Below are 26,228 nucleotides of genomic sequence, written 5' to 3'. Positions count from 1 at the left end.
GCTTTATGCGTCGCAAAAGCAGCTGACCCAGACACAGTGCAACCACCGTGCAGGTCATTCCGCCGCCGGAAAGTTACCTTTGACCAGTGAGCAGAAACGCGATGTACATCGCTGAAAGGAGCAGCCCCCGTGCCCCATGCCGATCCGCAGGGCCCGCTTCCGGAACATGATCCACCACTTGCAGCGAATGGCCCGATCGAGCGCGTGGCTACCGTGCGGCTCGTCGGTGAGATCGACAGCAGCACCGCGGACAGTGCCGCTGCCCAGTTGCGCGCTCCCTTGACCAATGGTCCGGATGTCATCGACATCGACATGTCCGGTGTCACGTACCTGAACGCTGCGGGCGGTCACGCCTTTGTCTCTCTCATCGGCGCCGCTCTTCCCGCAGGAGTGCGCCTCTTGATCCGCGACGCCAGCCCTCTGGTGCGTTCGGCCTTGAGTACTCTGGGGCTCGACCGGTTCTTCACGTACGTCGTTCGCGCAGACTGAAGAGGAACGGGGCCCGCCCGCGTAATCCGGACCTCGTGCCCCGGGCGTCGGGACCCGCCTCGGCCCAAAATCGTTACGCTTTTTTCAGGAACTGGGTCTTCAGTACGAGGCCCTTGACCTTTTTGGTGTTGCACTCGACCTCGTCGCTCTTGCCGGTGAGACGAATTCCTTTCACGAGAGTGCCGCGCTTGAGGGTCTCCGAAGTGCCTTTCACCTTCAAGTCCTTGGTCAGAGTGACGGAATCACCGTCCTCCAACGCAGTCCCGTTGCTGTCCTTCACGATGACGTCGCTCATGGTGTCCTATCAGCCTCTCTTTTGGGGTATTGCCTACATCAGGCCGTGTGCCGCCGCGGTCCGCACGCCGGGCCAGGCGGCGGTGCGCCACTCCCGCTGTCCCTGCGAACCGCCCTGATGTGCCGCGAGTGCGGCGGGCAGGTCACAGTGGACGGGGATGGCAGGGTGGTCGGCGTCGGGGACGAGGGAGCCGTCTGCGGGAATCGCGGCGAGTTCCAGCTGCCGCCCCTCATCGGCGAGCCGCTTGGGCGACAGCGACCTGCCCGACCACCGACCAGCTGTGCAAGTCGGTCAGGTCAAGCACGACCGGTCCTGCGCCGCGGGCGAGCACCCAGCAGACCGCGCCCTGGAAACGGGCCACGGTGTCTGCGCCGAGGTGACCGGACAGGGAAAGGACGCCGACGCGGTCGCGAGTGCGGTAGCACCACTCGATCGTCATCGGCTGGACTCATTCCTGCTGGAAGTCAGGGGGAGGGTGATCCAGATGCTCTTGCCTCGGCCGTCCGCGTCCCGGCGCACGACTGCGGTACCGCTAAGGCCGAGGGTGAGTTCAACGACCATGGCGAGCCCTCCGCCGGCCGGGCCGGTGACGGAGTCGTACAGGGCGGGCTGGTGGGGGTGACGGTCGTGGACCGCGAACGCGAACACGTCCGGGCCGGCCGCGTAGATGACCGTGACGTTCGGTGAGAGCACAGCGGCGTGCCGGACACTGTTGGTGACCAGTTCGCTCACGATCAGCAGCGCCGGATCCACGACGGGATGGCGCAGGCTGACGCCCCACTCGGTCAGGACCTGCTCGGTGGTCTCGCGCGCCATCCGGACGGCGGACCCCATGGCAGGCACGGTCAGCACATGGCGGAGCGGGAGGCTTTCAAGCTGCGTGTTCACGGGGTCTCCGCGTGGGCAAGGCGGAAGCCGGCCACGGTCTGAGGGTGGATGCGTACCAGGGTGTCATGCGGGCCGTGGGCCCAGCCCAGGAGTGTGCGGCGGTAGTGCGCGGCCTCGTGCGGGTCGGTGATGATCTCGGCTGGTCCGCTGGCGCTCACCGTCCAGCCGGTGCCGGTCGCTGTGCGGATCTCATCCGCGTGGTAGGTGAGTGTGGCCCGGCCCGCCAGTGCCTCGGCCTGGGCCGGAGCGCGGACGATCAGCCGGCCGTACTCCAGGACGTGGGTGGCCGGGCGGATGACGGCGCCGTTGCGCTGGAGATACACCAGACGGCCCTGCGTGATTCCTTCGAGCAGCCACAGCGCCTCGGGGCCCGGAACCTCGACCATGCGCCGAGTGTGGTGATGCGCGGTCACCGAGACGTCTCCTCAACGGCGGATTTCTGAAGGGGGATGACTGGCAGTACCCCGGCACACTGCAGGTGCTCACGCGCACCCGCGATGGCCTCGGGCGTGGTGGCATACTCGCGCCCCTCCAGCCGCAGCAGATCCAGAGCCCCCACGGACTCAAGGACCTGGCGCTGCCCGGGCCGTATCCCCGACGTCATCACCGCGACGCCGCGCCGGTTCAGCTTCTGCACCGCGTCCTTGAGAACCAGCGCACCGGTCGCGTCCATGGTCGAAATACGGGACATCCGCAGGATGACGACCCGCACATCGGCAACCTCGCTCAGCTCCAGCAGGAAGCGGTGCGCGCCGGCGAAGAACACCGGCCCGTCGATCCGGTACGCGACGATGTGCTCCGCCAGCAGCGCGTGCTCCTCATCGCTGTGCTCCCCGGGCAGATCCGGGCGGAAGGAGACCTGATCCATCCGGGCCTGCTTCGCCACTGCCCGCAGTGCCAGAACGCCCGCCACCACCAGGCCGATGATCACCGCGTAGACGAGGTCGAGAGCGAGAGTGGCGAGCGCGGTCATCACGAGCACGACCGCGTCGGAACGGGTCGCCTTGACCATCGCGCGCAGCGCGCCGACCTCGACCATGCGGATCGCCGTCGCCAGCAGGACACCAGCGAGAGCGGCGAGGGGAATCTTCGCCACTACAGGGGCAGCCGCGAACACGATCACCGCGAGGACCGCGGCGTGGACCAGTGCGGCCAGCCTCGATCCCGCACCGTTGCGTACGTTGACAGCGGTGCGCGCAATCGCGGCGGTTGCCGGAACACCCCCGAACAGCGGTGCGGCCAGGTTCGCAATGCCCTGCCCGAACAGTTCCTTGTCCGGGTCGTGCTTCTGCCCGACCGTCATGCCGTCCGCGACAGTGGCCGACAGCAACGATTCCAGCGCCGCGAGGGCGGCAATCGCCACCGCAGGGCCCAGCAGACCACCCAGCGACGAGAGATCAATGAAGGCCAGTGAGGGAGCGGACAGACCCGACGGCAGGTCCCCGATCGGGGCCGCCGCATCCAGATGGAACAACTGGGCGACCAGCGTCGCAGCGATCACCGCCACGATCGAGAACGGAATGGCGGGCCGCCACCGCGCACCCAGCAGCATCACCGCGGCAACACCGACGGCAAGCGAGGCGGCGGTCCAGTTCGGCGACCGCAGGAACTCCTCAACGGCCCGCCAAGAAACCACAAGGATCTTCTCGCCCTCGGGCTTGGCCACCCCGAGGGCATTGGGGATCTGCTGCAGACCGATCACGCACGCGATACCGAGGGTGAAACCTTCCACCACCGGAGCTGGGATGTAGCGCATGTACCGGCCGGCACGGAGCAGAGCGAGCCCGATGAGGAGAATTCCGGCCATCAGACCGACTGTCAGCACACCGCCGGGCCCGTGCTGAGCCACGATCGGCACCAGCACCACCGTCATCGCACCGGTCGGCCCGGATACCTGAAGGTTCGAGCCACCGAACAAGGCGGCCAGCGCGCCCGCGACCACGGCGGTCGCCAGTCCGGCCTCAGCGCCAAGCCCGGAGGACACCCCGAATCCCAGCGCGAGTGGCAGCGCAACGATCGCCACTGTCAGCCCCGCAAGCAGATCCCGACGCGGATTGCGTGCCATGAGCACGTAGTCAGCACGGGCAGGCAGCAGGGAACGCACCCGGTTCCAGACCAAAGCAGGCACCGTACTCATCGTGAGGAGACCTCAGCTTCCCTCAGCTCCGCCAGGAGCTCGTTCTGACCAGTCAGCACCTGCGCCAGAATCCGCCGCGCGGCCCGCAACAGATCAGCCACGTCCCCACCCGCCAGCTCATACACGACGGTCGAACCCTCACGAGTCGCCGTCACGATCCCCGACCGGCGCAGAACTGCCAGCTGCTGGGACAGTGCCGACGGTTCCACCTCAATCGCCGCAAGCAGATCCCGGACCGGCATTGGCCCGCCCTGCAACAACTCCAGCACTCGGATCCGTACCGGATGCCCCAGCATGCGGAAGAAGTCGGCTTTGGCTTGATACAGCGGAACCAACACGACGCGGTCTCTCTCTCATCGCCCGGTGAACGGGCACGGCTAGTGCTGCGCCTACGGCTACTAGGCAGGTACAGCAGCCACATCATGTAACTAATTGCAGACTTTTGCAATTCATGTATTGCGTGATGCGCTAGGGGTGGCCGTCCGCGGTTGAGCCCGGGCGGCGTGGCAACCGTGCGATTCAAGCCCAGAGGTTCTGCCAAGAAGCACGCACCGGGCCGTCTACAGTGATCGAGCTGAGCCGCAGGCACCCGCGAGCGCAGCCGCAGTACCGACCGCGCTGTTGCGTCACGTTAGGCAGGGGCAACGACAAACGGCCCTGTCCTGCGCTCACCGGTCTTCTATGCGGCATCGAACTCGCACATAAACGGCGCTTGCCTGCCGCTCGACGAGCAGGTTCCCGACAGACCACGTCCAGGATTCAGCGAACCCGCGCGCTTCTAGAAGCACCGCAGCCAAGATCGGGAGGGACGAGGTTGGTCACCGCAGTGGCGAGTAGCGCCTCGTCGGGTTCGGCACACCGCCCCGGGGGTTCGGACAGGCACTGTGCCCCATCTCGCCGGTGGCCTCTTGTCACGAGGACGGCCGCCATCATCTCGGCATGCTGGCCAGTGCAGCTGTGGGCTACACATCTGGTGTGTGCGTGCTGGTGGACCGGCGTCAGGGCTCATGACGCGGGCGGATGGGCCGGACTGCGCCCCCGGTCGCTTCCTTGATCTGACCACGCAGAACTGCGGTTTCACCTTCCAGTTCCTTGTTCCTCAAGGTCAGAACCTGGATGTGGTTCGCGTAGACGGCGACCGTCTGCCCGAGTTCGCCGATCTCCTCGGCCTTCTGACGGCGTAGCTTGCGTAGTTCCTTGCGCAATCTGGCTGCCTCGCTCTTGAGTTCGTCGACCTCTGGCCGTTCGGTGGCGGGGGCGGCCAGGATCCCTTTGATGGCTGCTGCGACGGGCGATCGGTAGTACGAGGCTCGGGAGATGCCGGCCTCGGCGGCGATGTTCACCACGGTGACTGAGCCGTCGGAGATTTCCGGGCGGCCGTCCATCAGCTGCTCGAACGCTCGCATGATGGCCCGGTCTGTGTCGGTCAGGCGGTTCTCACGGCTGAGCTGGGCGAAGACGGTGCGTGTGTTCTGCAAGCTGGCCATCAGGGAGTGTCCCTTTTGGTCTGTCGGAGTTCGTCGATCAGCGAGTCGAGCGTGGTGATGAAGTGACCCAGGGCGCTCTGCTGGTGGGTCGGCAGTTCTCTCGCGTCCCCGAGTTCGTTGACCGCGCTGTCGCGCGCCTGGTGGAGCCTGGGCAGGTGGACCGACGAGCGGCGCGAGTTCGGGCAGGTGAGGCACATATTCAGCATGGGTAGCGGACGGCCCAGCCCTTTGGATCGCTTCTCGCACACGGCTGTTGCTGGTTGATGAAAGCAGTCGTTGAGGACGCCGGGGTGCAGGGTGCGGGTCATGTGCCGCAGCATCGTGCGCAGACGCTCGGGGCTCGCGGCCGTTCCGGGCAGGTCGCCGAGTTCTGCCCGAATGCGGTCGAACTCGGCCTCGATGCGTGGGGTGGCGCCGCCTGCGGACTGTCCTCCTTCGTTCCAGTCGTGGTAGAGGTCCTCGACATAGTCGAGCTTGGCTGTGGCTTTGTCGGCTTCGACCTCGTCGGCGAAGCCTGACGCCGAGGTCCCCGCGTATCCTTCGAAAATTGCGAAGCTGGCGTGTTTGTACTGCCGGGTCCCAGCCACCATCCCGAAGGGCTGGTTCGCGATGTGCCAGGCCAGGGTGCGGCGGAACTGCAGTGTGTCGAACCGCCAGGCCATCGGCTCGGCCGGCACCGGCCCGGTGTTGTTGACCGCCTGCGCTTCTTCGTCCTGCGGATCAGGGTCGTCCGTACCGGTGACGGTAGGCGCGGGAACAAAAGGCCCCGCCTCGTCGCTGAAGAGCTCATTGAGGTGGTCCCGGAAGTCGTTCAGCCGCTGAGGCACCTGTCTGATCAGTCCCAGCGTGCCGTGGGAAGCGGTATAGCCGAAGAGGTGCGTGGGGTCGTCGTTGAGTTCCAGCAGAACCTCTACGGCCCGGTGCACGAGATCAAGCACCACCCACTCGGCTTCCTCGCCGGTGACCTTGCGGTCCTTGTAGACCCGCCCGTGGATCTTGTACCGCAGGCGGCCGTCCGCGGCGGTTTCCACCCGCGCGCAGTCACGCCGGAGATCCCGTACCTCGACGTCCCGCATGCCGGAAAGATAGGCGATCGCCGCCCAGCAGGCCGTGCGCACGTAAGAGGTCTCTGCCTCCAGCGTGCTCCGACTGAACTCGGGCCGCCATGGGCGGCCAGTCGGCGGCCAGCCTGCGCGGGAGAAGGGCAGGCCCCCCTCCTCGTAGCCGAGCTCCCTTCCCGCGTCCTCGAGCAGAGGGAGCAGGTGGTAGGCACTGCGGACCTGAGTGAGCAGTTCGACCATCGTCAGGTTCGGCCCCTGCACGACACCGTCGATGACGGAAGCGTCCGGCCTGCGAGCCTGATGTTCGAGCGGTAGGGCGGGGATGCCCCGGCCCTGGGTTCTGCGCTCGGCGATGAACTGCTCGAACTTCCGGCGGGCCCCACCCTGGCCGCTCCTGGGAACTGCAGTCGCGTCGATTCGGGCCAGTTCCTCGCGGGCTGTAATCAGGTCCTGAGCGGCGGTCTCCACGTAGAAGACCACGCCGGTCAGGAAGGGCCGCATGATCTCCTCGGGTATGCGTGCGGTGGCGTTCTCCTCCCCCTGCTGCAGCCCTGAGATCTGTCGGGCCGAGCGGTAGGGCCAGGGCACGAACGCGAGTCGGTCGCCACTGAAGTGGTCGCCGAGCGCGGCGATGGACTTGAGCGTGGTGATCTGGTTCTCGACGGTGTTCGGCCCGAAGGGACGCACGTGGGTGAGGAAGAATTCGAGGTGTTCCTTGCGGAGATCCTGCAGTCGGGGCGCGCCGATCGCAGCGAGCGTCTTCATAATCCGCAGGAAGTTGCGTCCGTCCTCTGCGAGCCAGGTCACCTTGATGGGCTTGGCCAGCCGGCCGACCGGAACGCGCAAACGTGCGTACAGGTATTCCTTCATGGTGCGGCGTTCAAGGTCACCGGTGGCACCGGTGAGGTTGACGAACCTTTGCCGGCTGGTGCGTGGGATGAAGTCCCTCAGGTCCCAGACATCTTCGCCGAGTCTCGGGCCACGATCGCGGTGTCCCTGGGTCAGGGCTGCGGGCAGGACGAAGTCGGTGTCGCGGGGGTAGCGGTGGGTGGCGGACTTCTTCCGCGCTGGGGCCGCGGTCATCGAATCGTCTCCAGGAAGGCCGTCGGCAGAGCCAGACGTGCGCCGTCTGCCTCGGCGATCGCCTTGGCGGTGGCGATCTGGCGGGCGGTGAACCGGTTGAGCACGCCGGTGGTGATCCGCTCGTGGGCCAAGCCGAAGCGGATGGTCCACTCAGCGGTAGGGAACTCCTCGCGTTGCTGCTCGATCGTGTCCAGGATGGAGAGAACGGCGGGCAGGTGGCGGCTGGTGAACACCGCGTTCGTGCATTCCAGGCACACCCACGGCGGCACCGGGCACGGGGTACCCGGCCTGCTCGCCCAGGGGGAGGCGAAGAAGTCGGTGCAGGATGACACCCACACGTCCGCCGCTCCGGACAACGCATCAGTGACCGCTTCGGGCGCGAGTTCCCCTTCGCCGTCGTCCAGGCGATTGCCCTCGTCGTCCAGGACAACAGGGGCGGGCAGGGTGATAGCGAGGGCCTGGGTAAGCCCGGCCTCAACGGCGGCGTCGTGGATCTCGTCGTGGGCGGGGATGTCCGCGTAGTGGCGGCCCGCGACCTGCTGCGTATGTCCGCTGGTGAAGTCCGGCAGTACTCCCCCGGTACTCAGGTACAGCTTCGACTTGTAGGTCTTGCGCAGCCGCCGCAAGTCCACCGACCGAAGTGGCGCCCCGTCCCGGTCGGTCAGCGTCTCAAGCCCGCACTCGGCCAGGAACAGCTGCCGGTGATGCGTCGTCGACGTTGGCTTGTGTCCGTAGACGGGGGCTATCTGGCCGGTCATCTGATTCACGGGGACGAACAGGTCATCGACGCCCGCCAGGTCCCGGGCCCGCTGTCCGAGCCGCATGGCGAGCCGGATCACGCCTCCGGGCCTGCGGAGGTTGCCACCGTCGCGCACGCGCATCGACTTGTCCCAGGCTCCCCGCGCCCGCCGTTTGAGGTACTGGACGCTGACGTACCCCTTCGTGGGGCTGATCAGGCAGCCGGCCTTCAGGGTGCCGATGCATTCGGGTTCCATGCCCGTCTGGCAGCCCAGTAGGATCTGGAACCTGATCACATCGCTCACGCTCAGGTATAGCCTCGCGTTGAGGCGGCGCATCCGCCCATGCTCCAGGACCCCGGGAATCTTTTGCTGCCCGGGCACCAGCGGCCCGCGGTGGGCGATGTACCAGCAGATGTTCTCCAACGCGTCCCAGCCGTGCAGGTCGGGGTCTCGGCCGGCAGCGGCCAGCCGTTCACCCTCCAGGATCCGGTCCCGGATCCTGCCCACCTCGCTCAGTGCCGCGGCCTCCAAGGCGTCGAACACAGGGAAGGGGTAGGCGTCCAGCGGCCGCTCGGAGCCTTGCTCCACACTGACCGGTAGGTCGAGGCGCTGCCGGAAAGCGTGGTCGAACGAAGCCGGGCTGAACTGCTCGGTGCGTTGCAGCAGGCGGCACAGTTCCCGCATCCGCTTCCGCCGCGAGCTGCTGTTGGCCCGGCGCCTCACAGGGAGCCTGGCCTCGTAGGCATCCAAGAGGTCCGGCTCCAGGTCACCCAGGTCGATCTCCTCACCGAACTCCGGGCACATCATGCGGGTGAACAGCACGAAGTCCCGCAGTGTCTTGACGTACCGGCGCAGGACCTCCCGCCTGCGGTGCGTCTCGATCTGCTCGACCCCGTCCACGACTGCCTTCGCGAAAGGCCGCACGAGCCGAGGCACCCCGATGTCGGAGAGGTCCACCTCCTCACTTGGCCCGGACGGCATCGGCACGGTGACCGCGATGAGCCCCAGATCCGGCACGGCCGCCGCGGGTGTCTCTGCGGCTTCCGCAGGGCTGAACCTGACATGGCGCGGGCTCACCCGCTCACCTCGTCAGCCTGCAGACCTTCCAGCACGGCGGAATGCTCGTCCCACTCCGCCAAAGCGGCCAGCACGATCTCCTGAGCCTCATCCAACACATCGAGGTACTGGTGAACCGTGTGCTCGTGCGCATGACCGAGAAGAAGCTGCAGCTTACGCATCGGATTGCCGATCAGCAGCCGCTTGATCTGGGCGAGAGTGAACCGGCGGTCCTCCCTCATCCCCAGCGCACGGACGGTCTGGCGGAGCAGCAACCCCAGCATGTGGACGGCGAATGTGTGCCTTAGCGTGTGCGGATGGACGTCGAAGTCGAGGCCGAGGGCTGCGCATCGTTCGTTCGCGCGGCGGAAGGCCGACTGCCATGTCGAGCTTCTCAGCGGAAGGCCGCTCTCCCCCAGCCACAGCCACAGCGGCCCCAGCTCAGCCCCGCAGGCATCCACCGAGAGCAGGCGGAGCCTGTCCTCGTAAGTCAGACTCGCGGCGGTCCAGGCGCGGGAACGCCCCTCGACGACCAGCGCCTGCCGGCTCGAGCGCACGACTCGGTGGCCGTCCTCCCACCCGTAGGCGCCGGCCGTGCGCTTGCGCTGCACCAACTCGTCGCGCTCGATCGCGATGTAGTGGTGGAGGTCACGCAGTACGCGCCGCCGCGCGTACACCGTCCTCGTCTTGTTCCGCTTCGTCGTGGCCTTGGACAGCCGGAAGCCACCTCTGCCGTGCGCCAGCGGCGGAACCTCCGGAAGCAACAAACACGACGCCTCGGTCAGCCGCATCCCGGTGCACACCAGAAGGTCCGCGAACAGCGCGTTCCGCTCGCCGTTACGGCCCCGCCACTTCGGGTCCCGTCCGCCGTCAGGAAGGAAGCCGCGCAGGCCCACGTCCCGCCACAGCAAGTAGTCCTCGTAGTGCAGAAAACGGACCGGCTGACCACTCTTACCGGGTTCCGACTCCGAGTTCACCCTCACCTGCTTGGGGCCGTTTGGTGTCATCACCACCTTGTCGACGTACCGGAACGGTTCGACGGCCAGGATTTCGGCATCCAGAGACCACGCCACCCACTTGTCCAAGGCCGCGATGTACCGCTGCCATGAGCCGTATTCGATCCGCTCGTCCGGATCCTCCGCGAACAGGCGGGTCTGCTTGAAGGCGCGCAGGTCCGCGCCGCCCATTTCCCAGATCGTCTTCCCGCCCCTGGCCTCGTGCAGAAAGCGGCAGGTCAGCATCAGTTCCGAGCAGTACGCCTCCTGGCCGTTACGCGAGGGGACACCCCAGCTCGGCAGATCACACAGCATCCGATTCAGTGCCAGGTCGTACGAGCCGTCAGGCCCCAGGATGAACCGCTGTCCCTCCTCGACACCCGCCCGCCGCAGAACACCGGCCGCGTCCTCCAGACCCGCTATCTCACCCAGCTCGACCACCGTGCGATGGCTCGCGACCACCGCCTCCGCAGCGCCGCCCTCTTCTGTACGCATCAAACCCACTCCTCGCCGCCCGACAGCATGAGACACACCGAGCGGTCAGATAACCCAGCGATCTTTGAGACACCTCATACTGCCGCGATAACGGACGGCCGCGTCCTGGTGCTTCTCGACCCTGCGAACGGTGCCGCCTGCCTCCCCGGCGGCACACCTGAGCCCGAAGACGACCAGGACCCCGCAGCGACCCTCATCCGTGAGGCCGTTGAAGAAGCCTCCGCTCACATCAGCGCCCCGGTGCTCCTCGGCCACCTGCCGGACCAGGAACACAGCGCCGGGCCACGCAGTCGTGTCCGTATGGCAGCTGCCCTCACGTACGTCGGCCCCTCCCGGCCCGACCCCGCCACGGGTCAGACCTACGTGCGGGCCCTGGCCACCCCCGAACAGGTCGTAGAACTGTTCAACTGGGGCTCCGGCGCTGCCGACCAGCTCAACGCCGTCCACCGGGAACGGGCCCGGCTCGCGCTGCCTCACGCTCCCCGTCAGCCCATCACCCCCGTTACTGACGAGGACTCCGCCTGAGCCGTTCGACGACCGCCTCGGCTGCGACGGTGGCCTCGGCGCGAGCGCTCACCTGGAGCCAGCCTTGTCGGCCCGCGCCGAAGCGAAGGGTTCCCGACGCGCGTCTCTTCCGACAGCGGCCGGGCACACGGTGTCCACTACAGGGAGCGGTCCCTGCGGCCGGCCGTTGAGCTACGGGGAGATCCCCGCTCTGGTGGAGGAGTGCCATGTCGTCCATGGGCCGCAAGCAATTCGATCTGGAAGCCTACGAGGCCAGGGCCCGCCTCGGGCCGTGCTTCGTCTGCGCGTTCTTGAAGGGAGAACCCGACTACGCGCACGATCTGGTCTATGAGGACGCTGACCATGTGGCGTTCCTGGATCGGTGGCCCACGCTGCCGGGCAAGGTTCTCGTCGCACCCAAGGCGCATGTGGAGGATGTGGTCAGCGGGTTCTCGGAAGACGGTTACATGCGAATGATGCAAGCCGTACGCAGGGTGGCGCGCGCGGTCGAGGAGGTGCTGGAGCCGGAGCGGGTGTATCTGCTGTCGTTGGGGTCCCGGCAGGGAAACCCGCATGTGCACTGGCACGTCGCTGCCCTGCCGCCCGGGACCCCTTACGAGCAGCAGCAGTTCCGTGCGCTCATGGCGGAGCACGGGGTCGCCGATGTGGCGCCGGCCGAGACCGCAAGGATCGCGGCGGAGTTGCGGCGGCGCCTCGCCTGACTTTCGATGCTCCGGTTCGGAGGCCCTGTCGGCGGGTGGTGGTGGCGCTCTGGGCTGCGAGGGTGAGGTTGCGGGCGGAACCGGTGTCGGTCGCGATGCGGACGGTGTCGGCGGCGTGACGGGCCGCCTGGTCGAGGTCACCGTTGGCGAGGTAGATGCGGGCACTGGCGGTGATGACCCCGGCGGATCCGCAGCGTGCCCCTCTTGGCCAGTCGGCTCGGTCTTCTTCCAGGGCTTCAATTCCGTCGCTGGTGTACTGGGGGCGTTTTGTGGCGAGGCGGACGAAGGTGTGGCCGGCCCACTTACTGATCTCCATGGAGCTGATGCAGCCGGTGCAGGGAGGGATCTCGCCGTCGTCGCGGTGGCAGAGGAGCCTCCACGCCTCGTTGAGGGCGGCTGAAGCGTTGTGCGCGTTATCGGTGGCGTGGGTCAGAAGCTGCACACGACCATGCCGGCGGTGGCTCCGCCGGCCCATCCGATGAGGCCGCCCGGGAGCGCTCCGACTCCACCGGCGAAGGCGCCCGCGAAGGCTCCGGTGATCGCGGTTCCGACGGCCCACTGGGCCACGCACTTGTCCCAGTCACCGTCCTTCTTGAGCTTGTCCTCGTACGCCTTCTTCTCCGCGTCCGAGCAGGTGTGGCCGTGGTACCTGGCGCAGGCGTCACCAACGTCGTCCATGGGCGACATTCGCAGGGGCTGTGCCTTCAGGCTCTTCGTCTTGGCGGCGGAAGCTTTCAGCGGCGCGCTTCCGGGGAAGGTACCCGGGCCGAACGTGACCGAGGACGGGTTTTCGATTCCCTCGATCGTCGTTCCGGTGGCGGCTTCGAGGGTCTGGGTGAGGGTGTTCCCGTCGACCGTCAGCTTGAAGGCATGCTTGACGCCCTTCGTGTCGGTCACGCTGCCCGGCTGCATCCGCATGATGGGTGTGCCCTGGGCGTCGGCGATTTCAGCGCCGTTCGCGGTAGGAGCGAGGTGGGTTCCGGGCGGAAGGTCGAGCTTCGCGCTGGTGGAGGTGGCGGCGAAGGTCTGCACGGCGGGCTTCTGTGCCGGGCTGGTGCCGCTCGTGGGCATGTCCGGGCTGGTGTGTGCGACGTACATCGTGGAGCCCGCCGGGGAGTCGACCACCGGAACGGTTACCGTGGCGTCCGTGGTCCACGGCTGGTGGTCGGTGTCGAACGTCCACGTGCCGGTGACCTTCTTGCCGACAGCCGCGAAGTCGACCCAACCGTAGTTCTTGGTGGGGACGGTGACGACGACACCGTTGATGGTGCTGGAGTCCGACTGGTAGGTGGTCGTCGCCGTCAACTGGGCGGAGATCATCGCCTGCACGGGAACCGAGACGCCGACCGACGTGGACAGGCCGGACGACAACGACTGCGACCACCCGGAGTGGTAGACGGTGGTGAAGACCTGGGTGACCTTGTCGGAGGTGTCGTTGTACCAGAGCGAGGACGCCTTCACGCGGGGCAGCGCTTCGGGCTGGCCTTCGGAGGTTTGTGTCCATGAACAGGTCGACGTCTGCCTGGAGCACAGGTCGGCGTAGTAGTCGAGTGCCAGACTCCTGGCCTCGGCCGCCTTCGCCGCCGGGATGGTCCATTCCTGGCTCGGGCTGCCGTCGCAGGGATTGGGGTTGGCGAGGATCCCCCACAGATGCAGACCACCGGCGTTGTCCAGGCAGTGCGCGGCACCGGTGTCGGCGTCGCGGCGCACGATGCCGAAGCTGTTGGGCTTCCCGTCGATCGGACGGAAGTGCCACTGCGCGCCGTCCTGGCCGCACGACTTCTGTGTGGCGAACGAGGTGGCGTAAATACACTTTCCGGAGGACGTGTTGGCGATCTCGAACTGGCCCGGGTCGCTCAGTTTGATCAGACGGAATTCGGTGTAGTTGCTGCCGTCGGGGGTGACTGAGATCTGGTTTCCGTCGTTGTTGCCGGTCGCGTTCAGCGTGCCGTCGGTGTTGGTGAACGTGTAGGGGTCCGTCGCGGCGGCGGCGGGGGTGGAGGCGAGGGCGGGCACGAGCAGGGCCAGCACAACAGCCGGCGCGGTGAGCAGTTTCGCGGCCCTTCTTATGTGTCTTCTCATGAATACCTTCTGTGTAGCCTTTTGTGGATCTCCTGTCGCTCTCGGTGAGCGTAGAGGGGCGGAACCCGGAATGGAGGATTCCCTCAGGAACCCGTCCCCAGGGCTCTGAAACGCGCCGTTTACCGGTTGCGAACCGGCCAGTTGAACCGTTCATACCCCACAGTGCTCCAGCCCCTGCTCCAGTGCGCCGAGACCGACGGGAGCGCCGCCCGCACCGCCGGGCAGCAGGCGCGCGCAGCGCGGTGCGGTGCGGTGCGCGGATCAGGTCGTCCACGTCGTCCACGTCGTCGGCAGTGAGCGGGGCGAGACGGGCGGCGTGGTCGTCCAGGATCTCGGTCGGGCTGCCGCCCTGGCCGACGAGCACGCGGCTGCGCAGACACCGGGTGCGGCCCGGCACAAGGGCCAAGACCAAGGGTCAAGGGCCAAAAGCCAAGGGCCAAGGTGATCACACGGGCCGCTGATTCGGTGCTCAGCAGGCGGCGCGACGACCTCGGTGAAGAGGGCCGAAGAGGCGGGACCCGATGTCCTCCGTCATCAGGTCCCCTACCGCTTCCGGGTTCGCGGCGCGGGCGGACATCACCCGGGTACGAGCACGGCGGCCCCGTTCACCTTGTCGGCGGCCAGGTCGGCGAGCGCCCGGTCGGCGTGATCCATCGGATAGCGGCTCGCCACGACACGGATGCCGACGCGTTCGGCCAATGCCAGGAAGTCCCTTCCGTCCTGACGGGTGTTGGAGGTGACACTGCGCAGATTCCGTTCCTGAAACAGGTGGCGCTGGTAGTTCAGGACCGGAATGTCGGAGAGGTGTATGCCGGCGACGGCGAGCGTACCCGACCGGTCCAGGGACTCCAGCGCCACCGGCACCAGATCCCCCACCGGGGCGAAGAGGATCGCCGAGTCCAGCGGTTCGGGCGGGCTGTCGTAGGCCCCGCCGGCCGACGCCACGCCAAGTTCCAGGGCAAGTTCACGCGCACGGGCCGACCGTGTGAGCACATGGACGGTGGCACCCTCCGCGAGTGCTGCCTGAGCGGCCAGATGGGCCGAGGCGCCGAAACCGTAGATGCCCAGCCGCCCGCCCGGAGGCAGCATGCTGCGCCGAAGCGACCGGTAGCCGATGATTCCGGCGCAGAGGAGAGGCGCGAGCAGCGCCGGATCCCGGTCGTCCGGCAACCGGTAGGCGAACGCTTCCGGAACCAGTGCCTTTTCCGAGAAGCCGCCGTCCGCGTCCCACCCCGTATAGGTGGACCTAGCGCAGAGATTCTCCCGGCCGGCCCGGCAGTACCGACAGCTCCCGCACGTCCCGCGCAGCCACGCCCCGCCTGCCCTGTCACCGGCGCGAAACAGGCTCACCCCTTCACCAACAGCCTCGACCCGGCCGACGATCTCATGGCCGGGAATCGTGGACGGGCGGTGCGGTACAAGGTCCCCCTCGGCCAGGTGCAGATCCGTACGGCACACGCCGCACGCCTCCACACGCAGCAGTAGCTCCCCCGGGCCAGGTGCCGCCGTCTCCCGCTGGACCTGCTCCAACGGTCTGGTAGCGACAGGCCCCGGTGTTCTCACGGCCCAGCCCCGGTACGTGGCAGCGGCAGACGGAGAAGTAGTCATGGCTCCAGCCTGAGCCGGATGTACGAACGGGGCAATCGGGCGGGCGGCGGCAAGGCGGACACTCGCCCCGGCTGGTCCCCAAAAAATGATCAAGGGCCAGTTTCGGATTGCTCCGAAACCGGCCCTGACCTGCGACTGTATCCAGTCGGGACGACAGGATTTGAACCTGCGACCCCTTGACCCCCAGTCAAGTGCGCTACCAAGCTGCGCCACGTCCCGATGCGATTCCTCCCGGTGTTCCCGGGCGGCCGCGCAGGACAAACATTACCTCACTCCGAGGGCCGGATCGACGCCCGTACCTGCCGGGCGCGGGTCGCCAGTGTCTCGGCGCCGCAGGCCGTGGCGAGTTTCTGTGCCCGGGTGAGTTCCTTCGGGGAGCGGATCGCCCTGCCGTACTCGAAGCGGGCGAGGGCGTGCTCGTATGCGGAGGACGAGGACTCCAGGTGGCGTACCGACTCGGCCAGCAGGTGGGCCGCCTCCTCGGGTGGCGCGAACAGGGCGAGGCAGCGCAGGGCTTCACCGATGGCGGTGTCCGTGCCGAAGCGTTCGGCGTGGATCCGGGCGTCGGCCGCGATGTGGGCCGCCCTGACGGGGTCGGTGTCGGCCAGGGCGCGGGCGAGGTCTCCCGCCCAGGGTGCCCAGACCCCGTTGAACCTGCCGCGTGGTTTCAGCGCCGCTCCCGCCGCCTCAAGCTCCGCCACGGCCTCCTCGGTACGCCCTTCGGCCAGCAGAAGTCGTCCGTGGACGCACGGGGCATCGGGCAGCACCATGGCGCCGCCCGGGTAGGGCGGGCCGAAGTCGTACCGGTCGGCGACCTTCCGCGCCTCGGCCGTGCGGCCGCGGGCCAGCAGGGTGTCCACCAGCAGGCAGGTCGCGTCCCAGTGGACCGGCAGGCCGCTGCCCGCGCGGTCGGCCAGCCGCAGTCCCTCGCGCAGGAAGCCCTCGGCCTCGGCGAGGCGTCCGCGCCGGCGGTGGACGAGACCCAGCAGGGTGTGGGCGAACGCCAGGTGCGCACCGCTCCAGCCGGAGATCTCGAACGCCCGCACCGCCTCGCCGAAGAGCTCCTCGGCCCGGTCGAGACGGTCGGTGAACGCGTAGGTGATGCCGACCATGGCGGGGAGCTCGAAGCCCCACTCCGTGTCGGTCCAGCCGAGGCCGCGGGCGGGACGGCCGTCCACCAGGGCACGTTCGAGGAAGTCGACGACGAGTTCGGCGTTCTCCCCGCGCAGCATCGCGTCGAACGCCCGCAGGGTGAGCATGGCGCGCTCCGCGTTGTCCCGGCCCTTGAGGTGGTCGGCGTTGCGTGCGAGCCGTGCCGAGCGCTCCGGTCCGTCCTCCTCGGTGGCCTGCATGCCCTCCCAGAGGAAGTGGGCCGCCTGGAGGCGCATCAGGCCGGGGCCCGGAGCCGTACGGGAGGCCTCGGCGGCCAGCGACAGGGCCGCGTCCTTCAGCTGGTTGTTGTGGGACAGCGCGGCCGCCAGCCGGAAGGTGGCGTCGATCCGCAGCGGCTCGTCCAGGCCCGGTGTGTCCAGTGCGGCGCGGAGGTGCTGCACCGTGGTGGAGGGTGAGCTGAGCAGGGTGGCGCAGCCGAGTTCGTAGAGGATGCCCGCCCGGTCGTGCGGCCGGGGCGGTTCCGCCAGGGCGCGTTCCAGGCAGCGCCGGGCGGCTTCCGGGGCGCCGACGGCGAGGTGCTGGCCCGCCGCCGCGCGGAGCTGGGCGACCACTTCCTGGTCGTCGTCCGGGTGGACTTCGAGGAGGTGCCGGGAGGCGGCCGCGGGGCCCAGTCCCGCGTCGGAGATGGCCCACGCGGCGCGTCCGTGCATGGCGGTGCGGGTGGCGGGCGGGATGGAGCGGTAGACGGCGCTGGCGATGAGCGGGTGGACGAACTCCAGCGGGTCGAATCCGCTCACGATACGGGCCTCGCGCAGCCGTGCCGTGCAGTCGGCCGCCTCCGCCGGGCTCATCCCCGCCAGCCTCGCGGCGAGTTCCTGGGAGATGTCGGTGCCGAGCACGGCCGCCGCCCAAGCGAAGCGGTTGGCGTTGGTTCCCAGGCGTTCGAGGCGGGTGATCAGGCCGCTGCCCCGTGCGGAGGCGCCGAGTTCGCGCAGCAGTCCCGCCGAGTCCTCCACGGGTGCCATTTCGCCGTCCTGCGCCTTGGCGACGAGCTCGACCGCCTCGTACGGGTTGCCGCCGGTGACGGCCCACACCTCGCGGCAGAACGGGTCGTCGGCGTGCTCGCCCAGGGCCGCGCGCACGAGTTCGGCCGTGGCGTCCGGGGTGAGCGGACGCAGGGCCACCCTGGTCAGTGCCGTCCGGCCGCCGCCGCTGCCGCCGCTCTCCTCTTCACGGGCCTGGGCCCATTCGGCGTTGCGGTCGGCGAACTCCTGGGGACGGTGGGCCTGGACGACGAGGACCGGCAGTTCCGACAGGCGTGCCGTGAACCCGGCCAGCCAGGCGAGGGATTCGCCGTCCGCCCAGTGCGCGTCGTCCACTATGAGCAGTAACGGCCGATGGCTGAGCCGGGAGGCGAGCCGGGACACGAGGAAGTCCAGGCCGTCCCTGACACCCTGGGGGTCGGGCTGTGGGCCGCTGGGGACGGCGAGGCCGAGGGCGGGCGCGGTGATCTCGAACCAGTCGCCGAACAGGGCCCGGGTCTCGTCCACGGGGAACTGGTCCAGCGCGGGTTGCAGCAGTTGGCGTACGACGTGGAACGGTACGGACGTCACGGTCTCGCCGCCGCGTGCCGACCACACGGTGCAGCGGTCGGCGGCCAGCGTGCGGATCTCGTCGAGCAGGGCGGTCTTGCCGATCCCCGCCTCGCCGGTGAAGACCAGGAGCCCGCCGGCTGCCTGTCCGCCACAGAGGGCGTCCACCGCCTCTGCTGCGGCGGCGAGTTCCGGTTCGCGCTCGTACAACGGCCGGGACGGCTTCATGCCTCCCCTTCCCAGGGTGGTTGCGGAGGGGTCCGAGCCTAGTCGTGCGCGGGTGCCCACGGACAGGGTTCACGGGGTAATCCGCAGGTACGGGGCACAATCGAGGGGTGGACGAAGCACGCAGGGACCGTGACGAGGAAGGGCGGGCGCGCAACGCGCGCCCGCGGGACGGGCTGGGGCGCCCCCTGCCGTACGGCACTCCGGGGGTGGAGCGGCAACCGGAGGGGGTCGTGCGCTCCCCGGAGGAGACGGTGCGCGAGGCCCAGCGGCTGCTGGACGCGGGGATGCCCTTCCACGCGCACGAGGTGTTCGAGGACGCGTGGAAGTCGGGGCCGGACGCGGAGCGGGAGTTGTGGCGGGGTCTCGCGCAGATGGCGGTGGGACTGACGCACGCGGCCCGGGGCAACACGGCAGGCGGGGCACGGCTGTTGCGCCGGGGCGCGGGGGCGGTGGAGGCGTTCGCGGGGACGGAGCCGCACGGCATCGAGGTGGCGCGGCTGACCGTCTGGGCCCGTGACCTGGCCGGCCGGGTGGAGGCGCCGGCGGACGCCACGGCGGGTGGTCCGGGCGTCGGAGGTACGGTGGACGCGGCGGCGGAGGCACCGCGTCTGCGCGGAGCAGGGCGTCAGGGCTAGGTCGTGTCCGGCGGTACGCGGCGATCACCCGGTGCGGCGAACATCCCGGTGCCCAGCGATTACGATCCCGCACCATGACCAACTCTGACCACGCCCGAGGCCGCGTCGTCGACGGCGCCACCGACGATGCCACCGACGGCCCCGACCAGGGCCCGCCCGAGGGACGCGGCCGGGACGGGGAACCGGACCTGGACCACAAGGGGAACCCCGGCCCGGCCTCCGCGACCGATGCCGATGCCGATATCGACACCGAGGCCGGTACCGACGCCGGTACCCGTACCCGTGAGGCCGCTGCTCCCGCCCCACCTCGCACGACCGCTCCCCGCCCGGAGCTCACGCCGGACACCACACCGGACGAGAAGACCGAAGAGCCCGGAAAGATATCCGGGCCCGAGGACAGAGCCGCACTCGACGGCGTCACCGAGACGGCCGAAGACACCGAGAGCGCCGAGAGCGCCGAAATCGTCAGAGAAGAACGGCGATTGACGCCCCGTCAGGCCCGGCGGTTGCGCATCGCCCTGTCCTCGGTGGGCATGGTCGTGATGGGCGTCGTCCTGGCGCTGCGCATCGCCAGCCGCTCCTCCGTCCTGGTCGTCGGGGTGTACGGCCTCGCGCTCATCCTCTGCGGTGTGGTGATCGAGCTCAGCAGGAACGGGCGCACCCGTCTGGGCAGTTGGCTGCTCGGCATCGGCCTGGTGGCGGCCGTGGCCGCGGACCAGCTGCTGATTCCCTGATCCCGGGCCACCGGCAGACGGCCCGTCAGTTCAGCAGCAGTTGGAGGCCGCCCAGCACCGTGGCACCGATCACGATCCGGTCGAACACCGTCTGGTTGATGCGGCCGGCGCAGGCGCGCCCCAGGTAGGCGCCCGGGAGGACGAACAGCACCAGGACCGCGTCCAGCAGGAGCGACCGGGCGTCGATCAGCCCGAGGCCCACGCTGAACGGCACCTTCGAGGTGTTGACGATCAGGAAGAACCACGCCGACGTGCCCAGGAAGCCGAGTTTGCGGAAGCCGGCGGAGAGCAGATAGAGCGACAGCACGGGGCCGCCCGCGTTGGCGACCATGGTGGTGAACCCGCCGAGCGCCCCGTAGGCGCGGGCCTTGAGCCGCCCGGTACGCGGCGGTTCCTGCTCCGCACCCGGCGGCCCCGCCTCCGTACGCGGTTCGCCGCCGGGCGGGGCGCCGCTCCGGGACGCCCCCGCTCCCGCCGTCGGTTCACGGACGCGCTCCGCCGCGTCCACGGCCCGGGCCGTGGCGCGTCGGCGCCAGAGGGTGATCCCCGACATGAACAGCAGGATCGCGCCGATGGAGGTGCCCACGGCGTCGTCGTCGGCCCACAGCATGAAGACCGTTCCCCCGACCACCCCCGCGGCGACGGCGGGGAAGAGCCGGAGCAGGGTCGGCCAGTGGGCGTGGCGCCGGTAGACGAGTACGGCGAGGACGTCCCCGGCGATCAGGATCGGGAGCAGCACCCCGGTCGATTCGCGGGCCGGAAGTACGGCCGCGAACACCGCGAGGCTGATCGTGTTGGCACCGCTGACGGCTGTCTTGGAGAAGCCGACGAGGGTCGATGCCGCCGCGAGCGCGGCCAGTGGCCAGAGTGTGATGGTGTCCATTCCGGATCAGATGGTAGACAGACCGCCGTCCGGGCCGATGATGGGACGGTAACAGCGCACTCCTCCCCGGGGAGCGGCGGTGTGCGCTCCTCGCCATGGGCGGCGGGCGTGCGCTCTTCGCACGGACGGCATCGCCCAGCTCTCCGCGTACGCCTGCCGGGCAGGTGCGCCCCCGGCCCCCGCCCGGAGGACCGATCACCGCAACAGGAGGACCATGCCCGGCACCCGCCCCGTACGCCGCCGGCCGCGCGCCGCGCTCGCGATGAGCCCGGAGGCCGCTGCCGCGGTGCTCTCCCCCGGCGCCCTGGACGCCCTGGACGCGGTGTGCGCGCTGGGCCCGCACCCCGTCGTCGACGACTTCGCCACCTCGGCGGCCCGTGCCGCGCTCGCCGACGCCGAAATGCTGGTGACCGGCTGGGGGTGCCCGCCGCTCGACGCGGGCGTCCTGGCCGCGGCGCCCGCGCTGCGGGCCGTCGTGCACACGGCGGGCAGCATCCGCGGCCATGTCACCGACGCCTGCTGGGAACGGGGCATCGAGGTCTCCTCGGCGGCGGCGGCCAACGCGCTGCCCGTGGCGGAGTACACGGTCGCGATGATCCTGCTCTCCGGCAAGCGGGTGCTGGAGCGTGCCCGCGACCTGCGGGCCGCGCGGGCGCCCGACGACTGGCTCGCCACCCCGCCGGACGTGGGCAACTACGGCCGTACGGTGGGCATTCTGTCCGCCTCGCTGATCGGGCGGCGGGTGATCGAGCTGCTGCGCCCGTACGACCTGCGGGTGCTGCTCCACGACCCGTACGTCTCCGACGCCGAGGCCGCCGCGCTCGGCGTCCGGCCGGTCACCCTGGACGCCCTGTTCGCCGAGAGCGACGTGGTCAGCGTCCACACCCCGCTGCTGCCCACGACGACGGGCCTGGTCAGCGGTGAACTCCTCGCCCGTATGCGGCCGGACGCCGTCCTCGTCAACACCGCCCGGGGCGCGGTCGTCGATCAGGAGGCGCTGGTCGGCGCCCTGCGCCGGGGGCGTATCAGGGCGGTCCTCGATGTCACCGACCCCGATCCGTTGCCGCCCGCCCATCCGCTGTGGGACTGCGACAACGTCCTCATCACCCCGCATCTGGCCGGGTCGCAGGGCAACGAACTGCGGCGGCTGGCCGATCTGGCCGTCGAGGAGGTCGCCCGCTGGGCCGCCGGCGACGGTTTCGCCCATCCCGTACGACGTGAGAGGCTGGCGTTCCTCGCATGAGGTTGCCGCCCGCTCGGTCCCCGTACCCGTTCGCGCGGCCGACGGTGCGACGGTGCGACGACCCGTGTCGGCTTCGCTCCGCCGGAGGCCGGTCACAGCCGCCGAGCCGTCAGGCGTCGGTGCGGATCACCACCGCGAGGGTCCGGGGGCCATGGACGCCCTCCACACGCTCCAGTTCGATGTCGGAGGTGGCCGAGGGCCCGCTGATCAGGGTCGTCGGCCGCTCCGGCACCAGACGGGCCACCGCCTCCGGGACGCCGACGACGACCGAGGACAGGTCCACCACGCACACGTGCAGATCGGGCACGAGGGACAGGGCCCGGCGGCCCTGGTCCGGCGAACCGTCCAGAAAGATCGTGCCGGTCTCCGCGCAGCTGACCGCCGAGGCGGTCACCACACCGTCCAGCTCGCCCAGGGCCGGCGCCGGGATGTCGCTGGAGTCGGACACGACCTCACCGTCGTAGGCGCCGAGCCATCGCTCGTCCAGTTGGGCGGGCACCCCGACGCGGTGGGCACCGCGCTCGCGCAGCACCCCGGCGATGACCTCGGCGGTGCGGTCGCGGGTGCAGGGGTGGACCTGTGCCTTGTAGTCGGTGAGCCGGTCGGTCAGGAGTGCCAGGCGTTCGGCGTCGGGCAGGGTGCGTCCGGTGCGGTAGGCGCGGGGGACGGTGGCTGCGGGCGCGGGCGCGAGGGCCAGCGCGTCCCGGATCCTGCCAAGCACCGTGTCACGGGCGGTCGTGGTCACTGCTCCTCCTGGTGGTCGCCCTCGGTGCGGTCGTCAGCGGTCCGGTCGTCAGCGGCCCGGTCACCGCCGGTCCGTTCGCCGTCCGTCCGGCGGGCGCCTTCCTCGGCGGCGGCCCGCATGGTGGCCGCGCCCTCGGCCGAGGCCAGCCAGGAGCGGAAGGACCGCGTGGGCGGGGCGGCGGTGTCGCGGCTGTCGCTCCAGCCGTTCAGCGGGGCGGGCAGACGGGAGAGGGTCCGGTCACGTCCGCCGACGCCGACCGGCCTGCTGAGGGAGGCGGCTTTCTGTACGGCCGTGTACAGCTTCGGGTTCCTCATCACTGCGGCGGCGGCCTTCATGGCCAGCTTCTCCGCGGTGGTACCGGCCTGTTCGGTGTTCTGGTGGCGCAGTTCCACGAGCAGCGACGGGATGTCGATCTTGACGGGGCAGGCGTCGAAGCAGGCGCCGCACAGGCTGGAGGCGTACGGCAGCGAGCTGTTGGGGTCGTCCTTCGCCGCGTGCATCCCGGCGAGCTGCGGGGTGAGGACCGCGCCGATGGGGCCCGGGTAGGTCGATCCGTAGGCGTGGCCGCCGGCCCGTTCGTACACCGGGCAGACGTTGAGACAGGCGGAACAGCGGATGCAGTTGAGGGCTTCCCGGCCGATCCGGTCGGCGAGCGCGGCGGTCCGGCCGTTGTCGAGGAGGACGAGGTGGAAGTCCTGGGGCCCGTCACCGGGCGTCACCCCGGTCCACATCGAGGTGTAGGGGTTCATCCGTTCGCCGGTCGAGGAGCGCGGCAGCAGTTGGAGGAAGACCTCCAGGTCCTGGTAGCGGGGCAGGACCTTCTCGATGCCCATCACGGTGATGAGGGTGTCGGGCAGGGTGAGGCACATCCGGCCGTTGCCCTCCGACTCGACGACGGACAGGGTTCCGGTCTCCGCGATACCGAAGTTGGCACCGGAGACGGCCACCCTGGTCGTCATGAACTTCTCGCGCAGATAGGCACGGGCGGCGGCGGCCAGGTGCGCGGGCACGTTGTCGAGGCCCGGATCGACGCCGGGGATCCGGTCGAGGAAGATCTGCCGGATCTCGTCGCGGTTGCGGTGGATCGCGGGGACCAGGATGTGCGAGGGCCTGTCGTGGGCGAGCTGCACGATCAGTTCGGCGAGATCGGTCTCGTACGGTGTGATGCCGGCCGATTCGAGGTGTTCGTTGAGGCCGGTCTCCTGGGTGGCCATCGACTTGACCTTGATGACGTCGCTGCTGCCGGTGGCCCGGACGAGCCGGGTGACGATCTCGTTGGCCTCCACACCGTCGCGGGCCCAGTGGACGGTGCCGCCGCGTTCGGTGACCTTCCGCTCCAGTTCCTCCAGGAGTTCGGGCAGCCGGTTCATGGTGTCGGTCTTGATCGCCGCCCCGGCGTCCCGTAGCTCCTCCCAGTCGGGGAGTTCGCCGGTGACGGCGATGCGCTTGGCGCGGATGGTGTGGGTGGCGCGTCCGAGGTTGCGGCGCAGCTGTTCGTTGCGCAGCTCGTCGCGGGCGGCCTGGGGGAACGTCCGCTCACCGCGCAGGTTGCCCGTTCCGTACGGGGAACGGGGCGGGGTGGCGGGCATGCCGAGGAACGTGCTCATCGGGCGGCCTCCGTCAGGACGTACGGCGCGGTGCGGGTGGATCCGAGGATCTGGGCGAGGTGCGGGGTGCGCGTACCGGACCTGATGCGGGAGAGTCCGCCGCCGATGTGCATCAGGCAGGAGGAGTCGCCGGCGGTGCACACCTCGGCTCCGGTGGACAGGACGTTGCGCATCTTGTCCTGGAGCATCGCGGTGGACGTCTCGGCGTTCTTCACGGCGAAGGTGCCGCCGAATCCGCAGCAGGCGTCCGCCTCGGGCAGCTCGACGAGGTCGATCGCCTCGACGGCGCGCAGCAGCCGCAGCGGCTTGTCACCGACCCGGAGCATCCGCAGGGAGTGGCAGGTGGGGTGGTAGGTGACGCGGTGCGGGAAGTAGGCGCCGACATCGGTGACGCCGAGGACGTCGACCAGGAGTTCGGAGAGTTCGTACGTCTTGGCCTTGACGGTGGCGACTCCGGCCCGCAGGGCGGCGTCACCGTAGCGCTCGGCGACGATCTCGTGCTGGTGGCGGACCGAACCGGCGCACGAGCCGGAGGGCATGACGACGGCGTCGATCGACGTGTCACCGAACTGCTCCGCGTAGTTGCGCACCAGCGGGACGGGCTCGCGCTGGTAGCCGGTGTTGACGTGCATCTGGCCGCAGCAGGTCTGGCCGGGTGGGAACACCACGTCGTGGCCCAGGCGGGCGAGCAGGACGGCGGTGGATTTCACCGCCTCGGGGAAGAGCGTGTCTCCCAGACAGGTGGCGAAGAGTCCGATGCGCATGGGGCCTCCCCGATCGTTTGTGGTCGGACCATACTATCCTCCGTCCATTTCGGGAAGCGTGTGTACGGCATGTCGGCCTTCCTCCACCCGGTCCGGTCCGGGTGACACACACGCCCACCCGCACACGCGAAGGGGGCCGGCGCTGGTCGCACCGGCCCCCTTCGCGCGAGGTGTCACCGACCCCCGGCCCGCCCGTCGTCGGCGGCTGCGGTGTCGGCGGTGTCCGGGGGCCGGCTCTCGTCGACCAGGGTGCCGTGGAAACCGCGGATGTGGACCTCCGCCAGGTCGGCCGCCTCCTCGCCGCGTCCGGCGCGGACCAGGGCGAGCAACTCCGTGTGCTGGGCGTTGAGTTCGGCGGCGGTGGCCGCCCAGTCGTCCGCCGCTTCGAGCGCCCGCAGGATCAGGGGCCGTACGGACTCGCGCACCGCGGCGGTCAGCGTGGAGGTGAGGGCGTTGCCCGAACTGTGCGCGATCTGGACGTGGAACCTGGTGTCCAGCTCGTTGAACTCCTCCGGCGGGACTCCCGGACGCGTCATACGGGCGAGCAGTTCCGCCGCCTCGTCCAGCTCGGCCGGTGCGGCCTGCCGGGCCGCGGCGGCGAAGCTGGAGCGCTCCAGTGCGACCCGCGCCTCCAGCACGTCGTGCAGGCTGTAACTGCCGAGCGCGAAATGCAGGCGCAGCAGGCGGCTCAGGGCGTCGTCCGGGTTACGCACGATCCGCGCCCCGGCGTCCGGGCCCCGGCCGGGCTGGGCGACCAGCACACCGATCGTCTCCAGCACCCGCAGCGCCTCCCGCAGCGCGGAACGGCTCACCCCGAAGACGGGGGCCAGCTCCCGCTCGGGCGGCAGCCGGTCACCCGCCCTGAGCTTTCCGGCGAACACCTGCTCTTCGATGCTCTGGAGCACCAGCTCATGGGTTCGCGACTGCCGCACGGGCTGCCACTCGACGGGCATCCACTACTCCCTGGTCCGGCCGATACGCATGGGGCCGACTATGTCACACAGGAGATGTGGTCGGACCACACAAGGGACGGGCCCCGCAC

Annotated in this window: 24 protein-coding genes and 1 tRNA gene; 6 read left to right on the top strand and 19 right to left on the bottom strand. The window is 69.4% G+C overall.

Annotated features, from left to right (window positions below; all coding sequences use genetic code 11):
- The first annotated feature begins 129 nt into the window (after positions 1-129).
- Complete coding sequence (locus tag B9S64_RS30540) at positions 130-489, top strand: STAS domain-containing protein (protein ID WP_181012344.1); 360 nt, start codon at positions 130-132, stop codon at positions 487-489.
- Between the two features lie 73 nt (positions 490-562).
- On the opposite strand, the gene B9S64_RS30535 is transcribed toward B9S64_RS30540, so the two are convergent.
- The 10 genes from B9S64_RS30535 to B9S64_RS30490 form a co-directional block, all read right to left on the bottom strand.
- Positions 563-784, bottom strand: coding sequence for an alkylphosphonate utilization protein (locus tag B9S64_RS30535; protein ID WP_103492134.1), 222 nt, complete (start codon positions 782-784; stop codon positions 563-565).
- Positions 785-1,013: 229 nt separating this feature from the next.
- On the bottom strand, positions 1,014-1,223 hold the full coding sequence (locus B9S64_RS35450) for a hypothetical protein (RefSeq protein WP_308460762.1): 210 nt from the start codon (positions 1,221-1,223) through the stop codon (positions 1,014-1,016).
- A complete protein-coding gene (locus tag B9S64_RS30525; protein ID WP_103492133.1) occupies positions 1,220-1,672 on the bottom strand; it encodes an ATP-binding protein in 453 nt (150 codons plus the stop codon). Before B9S64_RS30525 ends, B9S64_RS35450 begins: the two co-directional genes overlap by 4 nt.
- Positions 1,669-2,058 (bottom strand): pyridoxamine 5'-phosphate oxidase family protein, encoded by a 390-nt coding sequence (locus B9S64_RS30520; protein ID WP_103492132.1) that lies wholly within the window; start codon positions 2,056-2,058, stop codon positions 1,669-1,671. Before B9S64_RS30520 ends, B9S64_RS30525 begins: the two co-directional genes overlap by 4 nt.
- 23 nt (positions 2,059-2,081) lie before the next feature.
- Complete coding sequence (locus tag B9S64_RS30515; RefSeq protein ID WP_374936085.1) at positions 2,082-3,800, bottom strand: SulP family inorganic anion transporter; 1,719 nt, start codon at positions 3,798-3,800, stop codon at positions 2,082-2,084.
- Between the two features lie 5 nt (positions 3,801-3,805).
- Positions 3,806-4,147: a metalloregulator ArsR/SmtB family transcription factor gene (locus B9S64_RS30510; RefSeq protein WP_103492130.1), complete on the bottom strand. Its 342-nt coding sequence runs from the start codon at positions 4,145-4,147 to the stop codon at positions 3,806-3,808.
- A gap of 660 nt (positions 4,148-4,807) precedes the next feature.
- Complete coding sequence (locus tag B9S64_RS30505) at positions 4,808-5,296, bottom strand: hypothetical protein (protein ID WP_103492129.1); 489 nt, start codon at positions 5,294-5,296, stop codon at positions 4,808-4,810.
- Entirely contained in the window at positions 5,296-7,440 is a 2,145-nt protein-coding gene (locus B9S64_RS30500; RefSeq protein ID WP_103492128.1) for a hypothetical protein, read from the bottom strand. The genes B9S64_RS30505 and B9S64_RS30500 overlap by 1 nt, the downstream gene beginning before the upstream one ends.
- Positions 7,437-9,257 (bottom strand): hypothetical protein, encoded by a 1,821-nt coding sequence (locus B9S64_RS30495; protein ID WP_146060134.1) that lies wholly within the window; start codon positions 9,255-9,257, stop codon positions 7,437-7,439. Before B9S64_RS30495 ends, B9S64_RS30500 begins: the two co-directional genes overlap by 4 nt.
- Positions 9,254-10,726 (bottom strand): tyrosine-type recombinase/integrase, encoded by a 1,473-nt coding sequence (locus B9S64_RS30490; protein WP_103492126.1) that lies wholly within the window; start codon positions 10,724-10,726, stop codon positions 9,254-9,256. Before B9S64_RS30490 ends, B9S64_RS30495 begins: the two co-directional genes overlap by 4 nt.
- A 300-nt stretch (positions 10,727-11,026) precedes the next feature.
- On the opposite strand from B9S64_RS30490, the gene B9S64_RS30480 reads away from it, so the two are divergent.
- A complete protein-coding gene (locus tag B9S64_RS30480; protein WP_103492124.1) occupies positions 11,027-11,251 on the top strand; it encodes a hypothetical protein in 225 nt (74 codons plus the stop codon).
- A 206-nt stretch (positions 11,252-11,457) separates the two neighbouring features.
- Positions 11,458-11,952 carry an HIT family protein gene (locus B9S64_RS30475; RefSeq protein WP_103492123.1) on the top strand — a complete coding sequence of 165 codons (495 nt, stop codon included), beginning with the start codon at positions 11,458-11,460 and terminating at the stop codon, positions 11,950-11,952.
- Between the two features lie 429 nt (positions 11,953-12,381).
- Here B9S64_RS30475 and B9S64_RS30470 read toward each other — a convergent pair whose 3' ends face one another.
- The 4 genes from B9S64_RS30470 to B9S64_RS30455 form a co-directional block, all read right to left on the bottom strand.
- Positions 12,382-14,034: a hypothetical protein gene (locus B9S64_RS30470; protein ID WP_146060133.1), complete on the bottom strand. Its 1,653-nt coding sequence runs from the start codon at positions 14,032-14,034 to the stop codon at positions 12,382-12,384.
- Positions 14,035-14,610: 576 nt separating this feature from the next.
- Entirely contained in the window at positions 14,611-15,642 is a 1,032-nt protein-coding gene (locus B9S64_RS30465) for a zinc-dependent alcohol dehydrogenase family protein (RefSeq protein ID WP_103492121.1), read from the bottom strand.
- A gap of 145 nt (positions 15,643-15,787) precedes the next feature.
- Positions 15,788-15,861, bottom strand: a tRNA-Pro gene (locus tag B9S64_RS30460).
- Between the two features lie 50 nt (positions 15,862-15,911).
- Positions 15,912-18,575: an AAA family ATPase gene (locus tag B9S64_RS30455; RefSeq protein ID WP_103492120.1), complete on the bottom strand. Its 2,664-nt coding sequence runs from the start codon at positions 18,573-18,575 to the stop codon at positions 15,912-15,914.
- Between the two features lie 107 nt (positions 18,576-18,682).
- On the opposite strand from B9S64_RS30455, the gene B9S64_RS30450 reads away from it, so the two are divergent.
- Positions 18,683-19,210 carry a DUF309 domain-containing protein gene (locus B9S64_RS30450; protein ID WP_103492119.1) on the top strand — a complete coding sequence of 176 codons (528 nt, stop codon included), beginning with the start codon at positions 18,683-18,685 and terminating at the stop codon, positions 19,208-19,210.
- A 242-nt stretch (positions 19,211-19,452) separates the two neighbouring features.
- Entirely contained in the window at positions 19,453-19,944 is a 492-nt protein-coding gene (locus B9S64_RS30445) for a hypothetical protein (protein ID WP_374936086.1), read from the top strand.
- Positions 19,945-19,969: 25 nt separating this feature from the next.
- On the opposite strand, the gene B9S64_RS30440 is transcribed toward B9S64_RS30445, so the two are convergent.
- Positions 19,970-20,827 (bottom strand): sulfite exporter TauE/SafE family protein, encoded by an 858-nt coding sequence (locus tag B9S64_RS30440; protein ID WP_103492118.1) that lies wholly within the window; start codon positions 20,825-20,827, stop codon positions 19,970-19,972.
- Between the two features lie 214 nt (positions 20,828-21,041).
- On the opposite strand from B9S64_RS30440, the gene B9S64_RS30435 reads away from it, so the two are divergent.
- Positions 21,042-22,070, top strand: a complete 1,029-nt coding sequence (locus tag B9S64_RS30435) for a hydroxyacid dehydrogenase (protein ID WP_103492117.1) — start codon at positions 21,042-21,044, stop codon at positions 22,068-22,070.
- 109 nt (positions 22,071-22,179) lie between these two features.
- Here B9S64_RS30435 and B9S64_RS30430 read toward each other — a convergent pair whose 3' ends face one another.
- The 4 genes from B9S64_RS30430 to B9S64_RS30415 all read right to left on the bottom strand — a co-directional run bounded on the left by B9S64_RS30430 (position 22,180) and on the right by B9S64_RS30415 (position 26,139).
- On the bottom strand, positions 22,180-22,815 hold the full coding sequence (locus tag B9S64_RS30430) for an LUD domain-containing protein (RefSeq protein ID WP_103492116.1): 636 nt from the start codon (positions 22,813-22,815) through the stop codon (positions 22,180-22,182).
- Positions 22,812-24,422 (bottom strand): lactate utilization protein B, encoded by a 1,611-nt coding sequence (locus B9S64_RS30425; protein ID WP_103492115.1) that lies wholly within the window; start codon positions 24,420-24,422, stop codon positions 22,812-22,814. Before B9S64_RS30425 ends, B9S64_RS30430 begins: the two co-directional genes overlap by 4 nt.
- Positions 24,419-25,186, bottom strand: coding sequence for a (Fe-S)-binding protein (locus tag B9S64_RS30420; protein ID WP_103492114.1), 768 nt, complete (start codon positions 25,184-25,186; stop codon positions 24,419-24,421). Before B9S64_RS30420 ends, B9S64_RS30425 begins: the two co-directional genes overlap by 4 nt.
- Positions 25,187-25,359: 173 nt before the next feature.
- Positions 25,360-26,139 (bottom strand): FadR/GntR family transcriptional regulator, encoded by a 780-nt coding sequence (locus B9S64_RS30415; RefSeq protein WP_103492113.1) that lies wholly within the window; start codon positions 26,137-26,139, stop codon positions 25,360-25,362.
- Positions 26,140-26,228: the final 89 nt, after the last annotated feature.

It is taken from the genome of Streptomyces sp. SM18 (assembly GCF_002910775.2).
Taxonomy (GTDB): domain Bacteria; phylum Actinomycetota; class Actinomycetes; order Streptomycetales; family Streptomycetaceae; genus Streptomyces; species Streptomyces halstedii.
The sequence above is the reverse complement of the archived record's forward strand: the minus strand, read 5'-3'. Positions and strand labels throughout refer to the sequence as shown.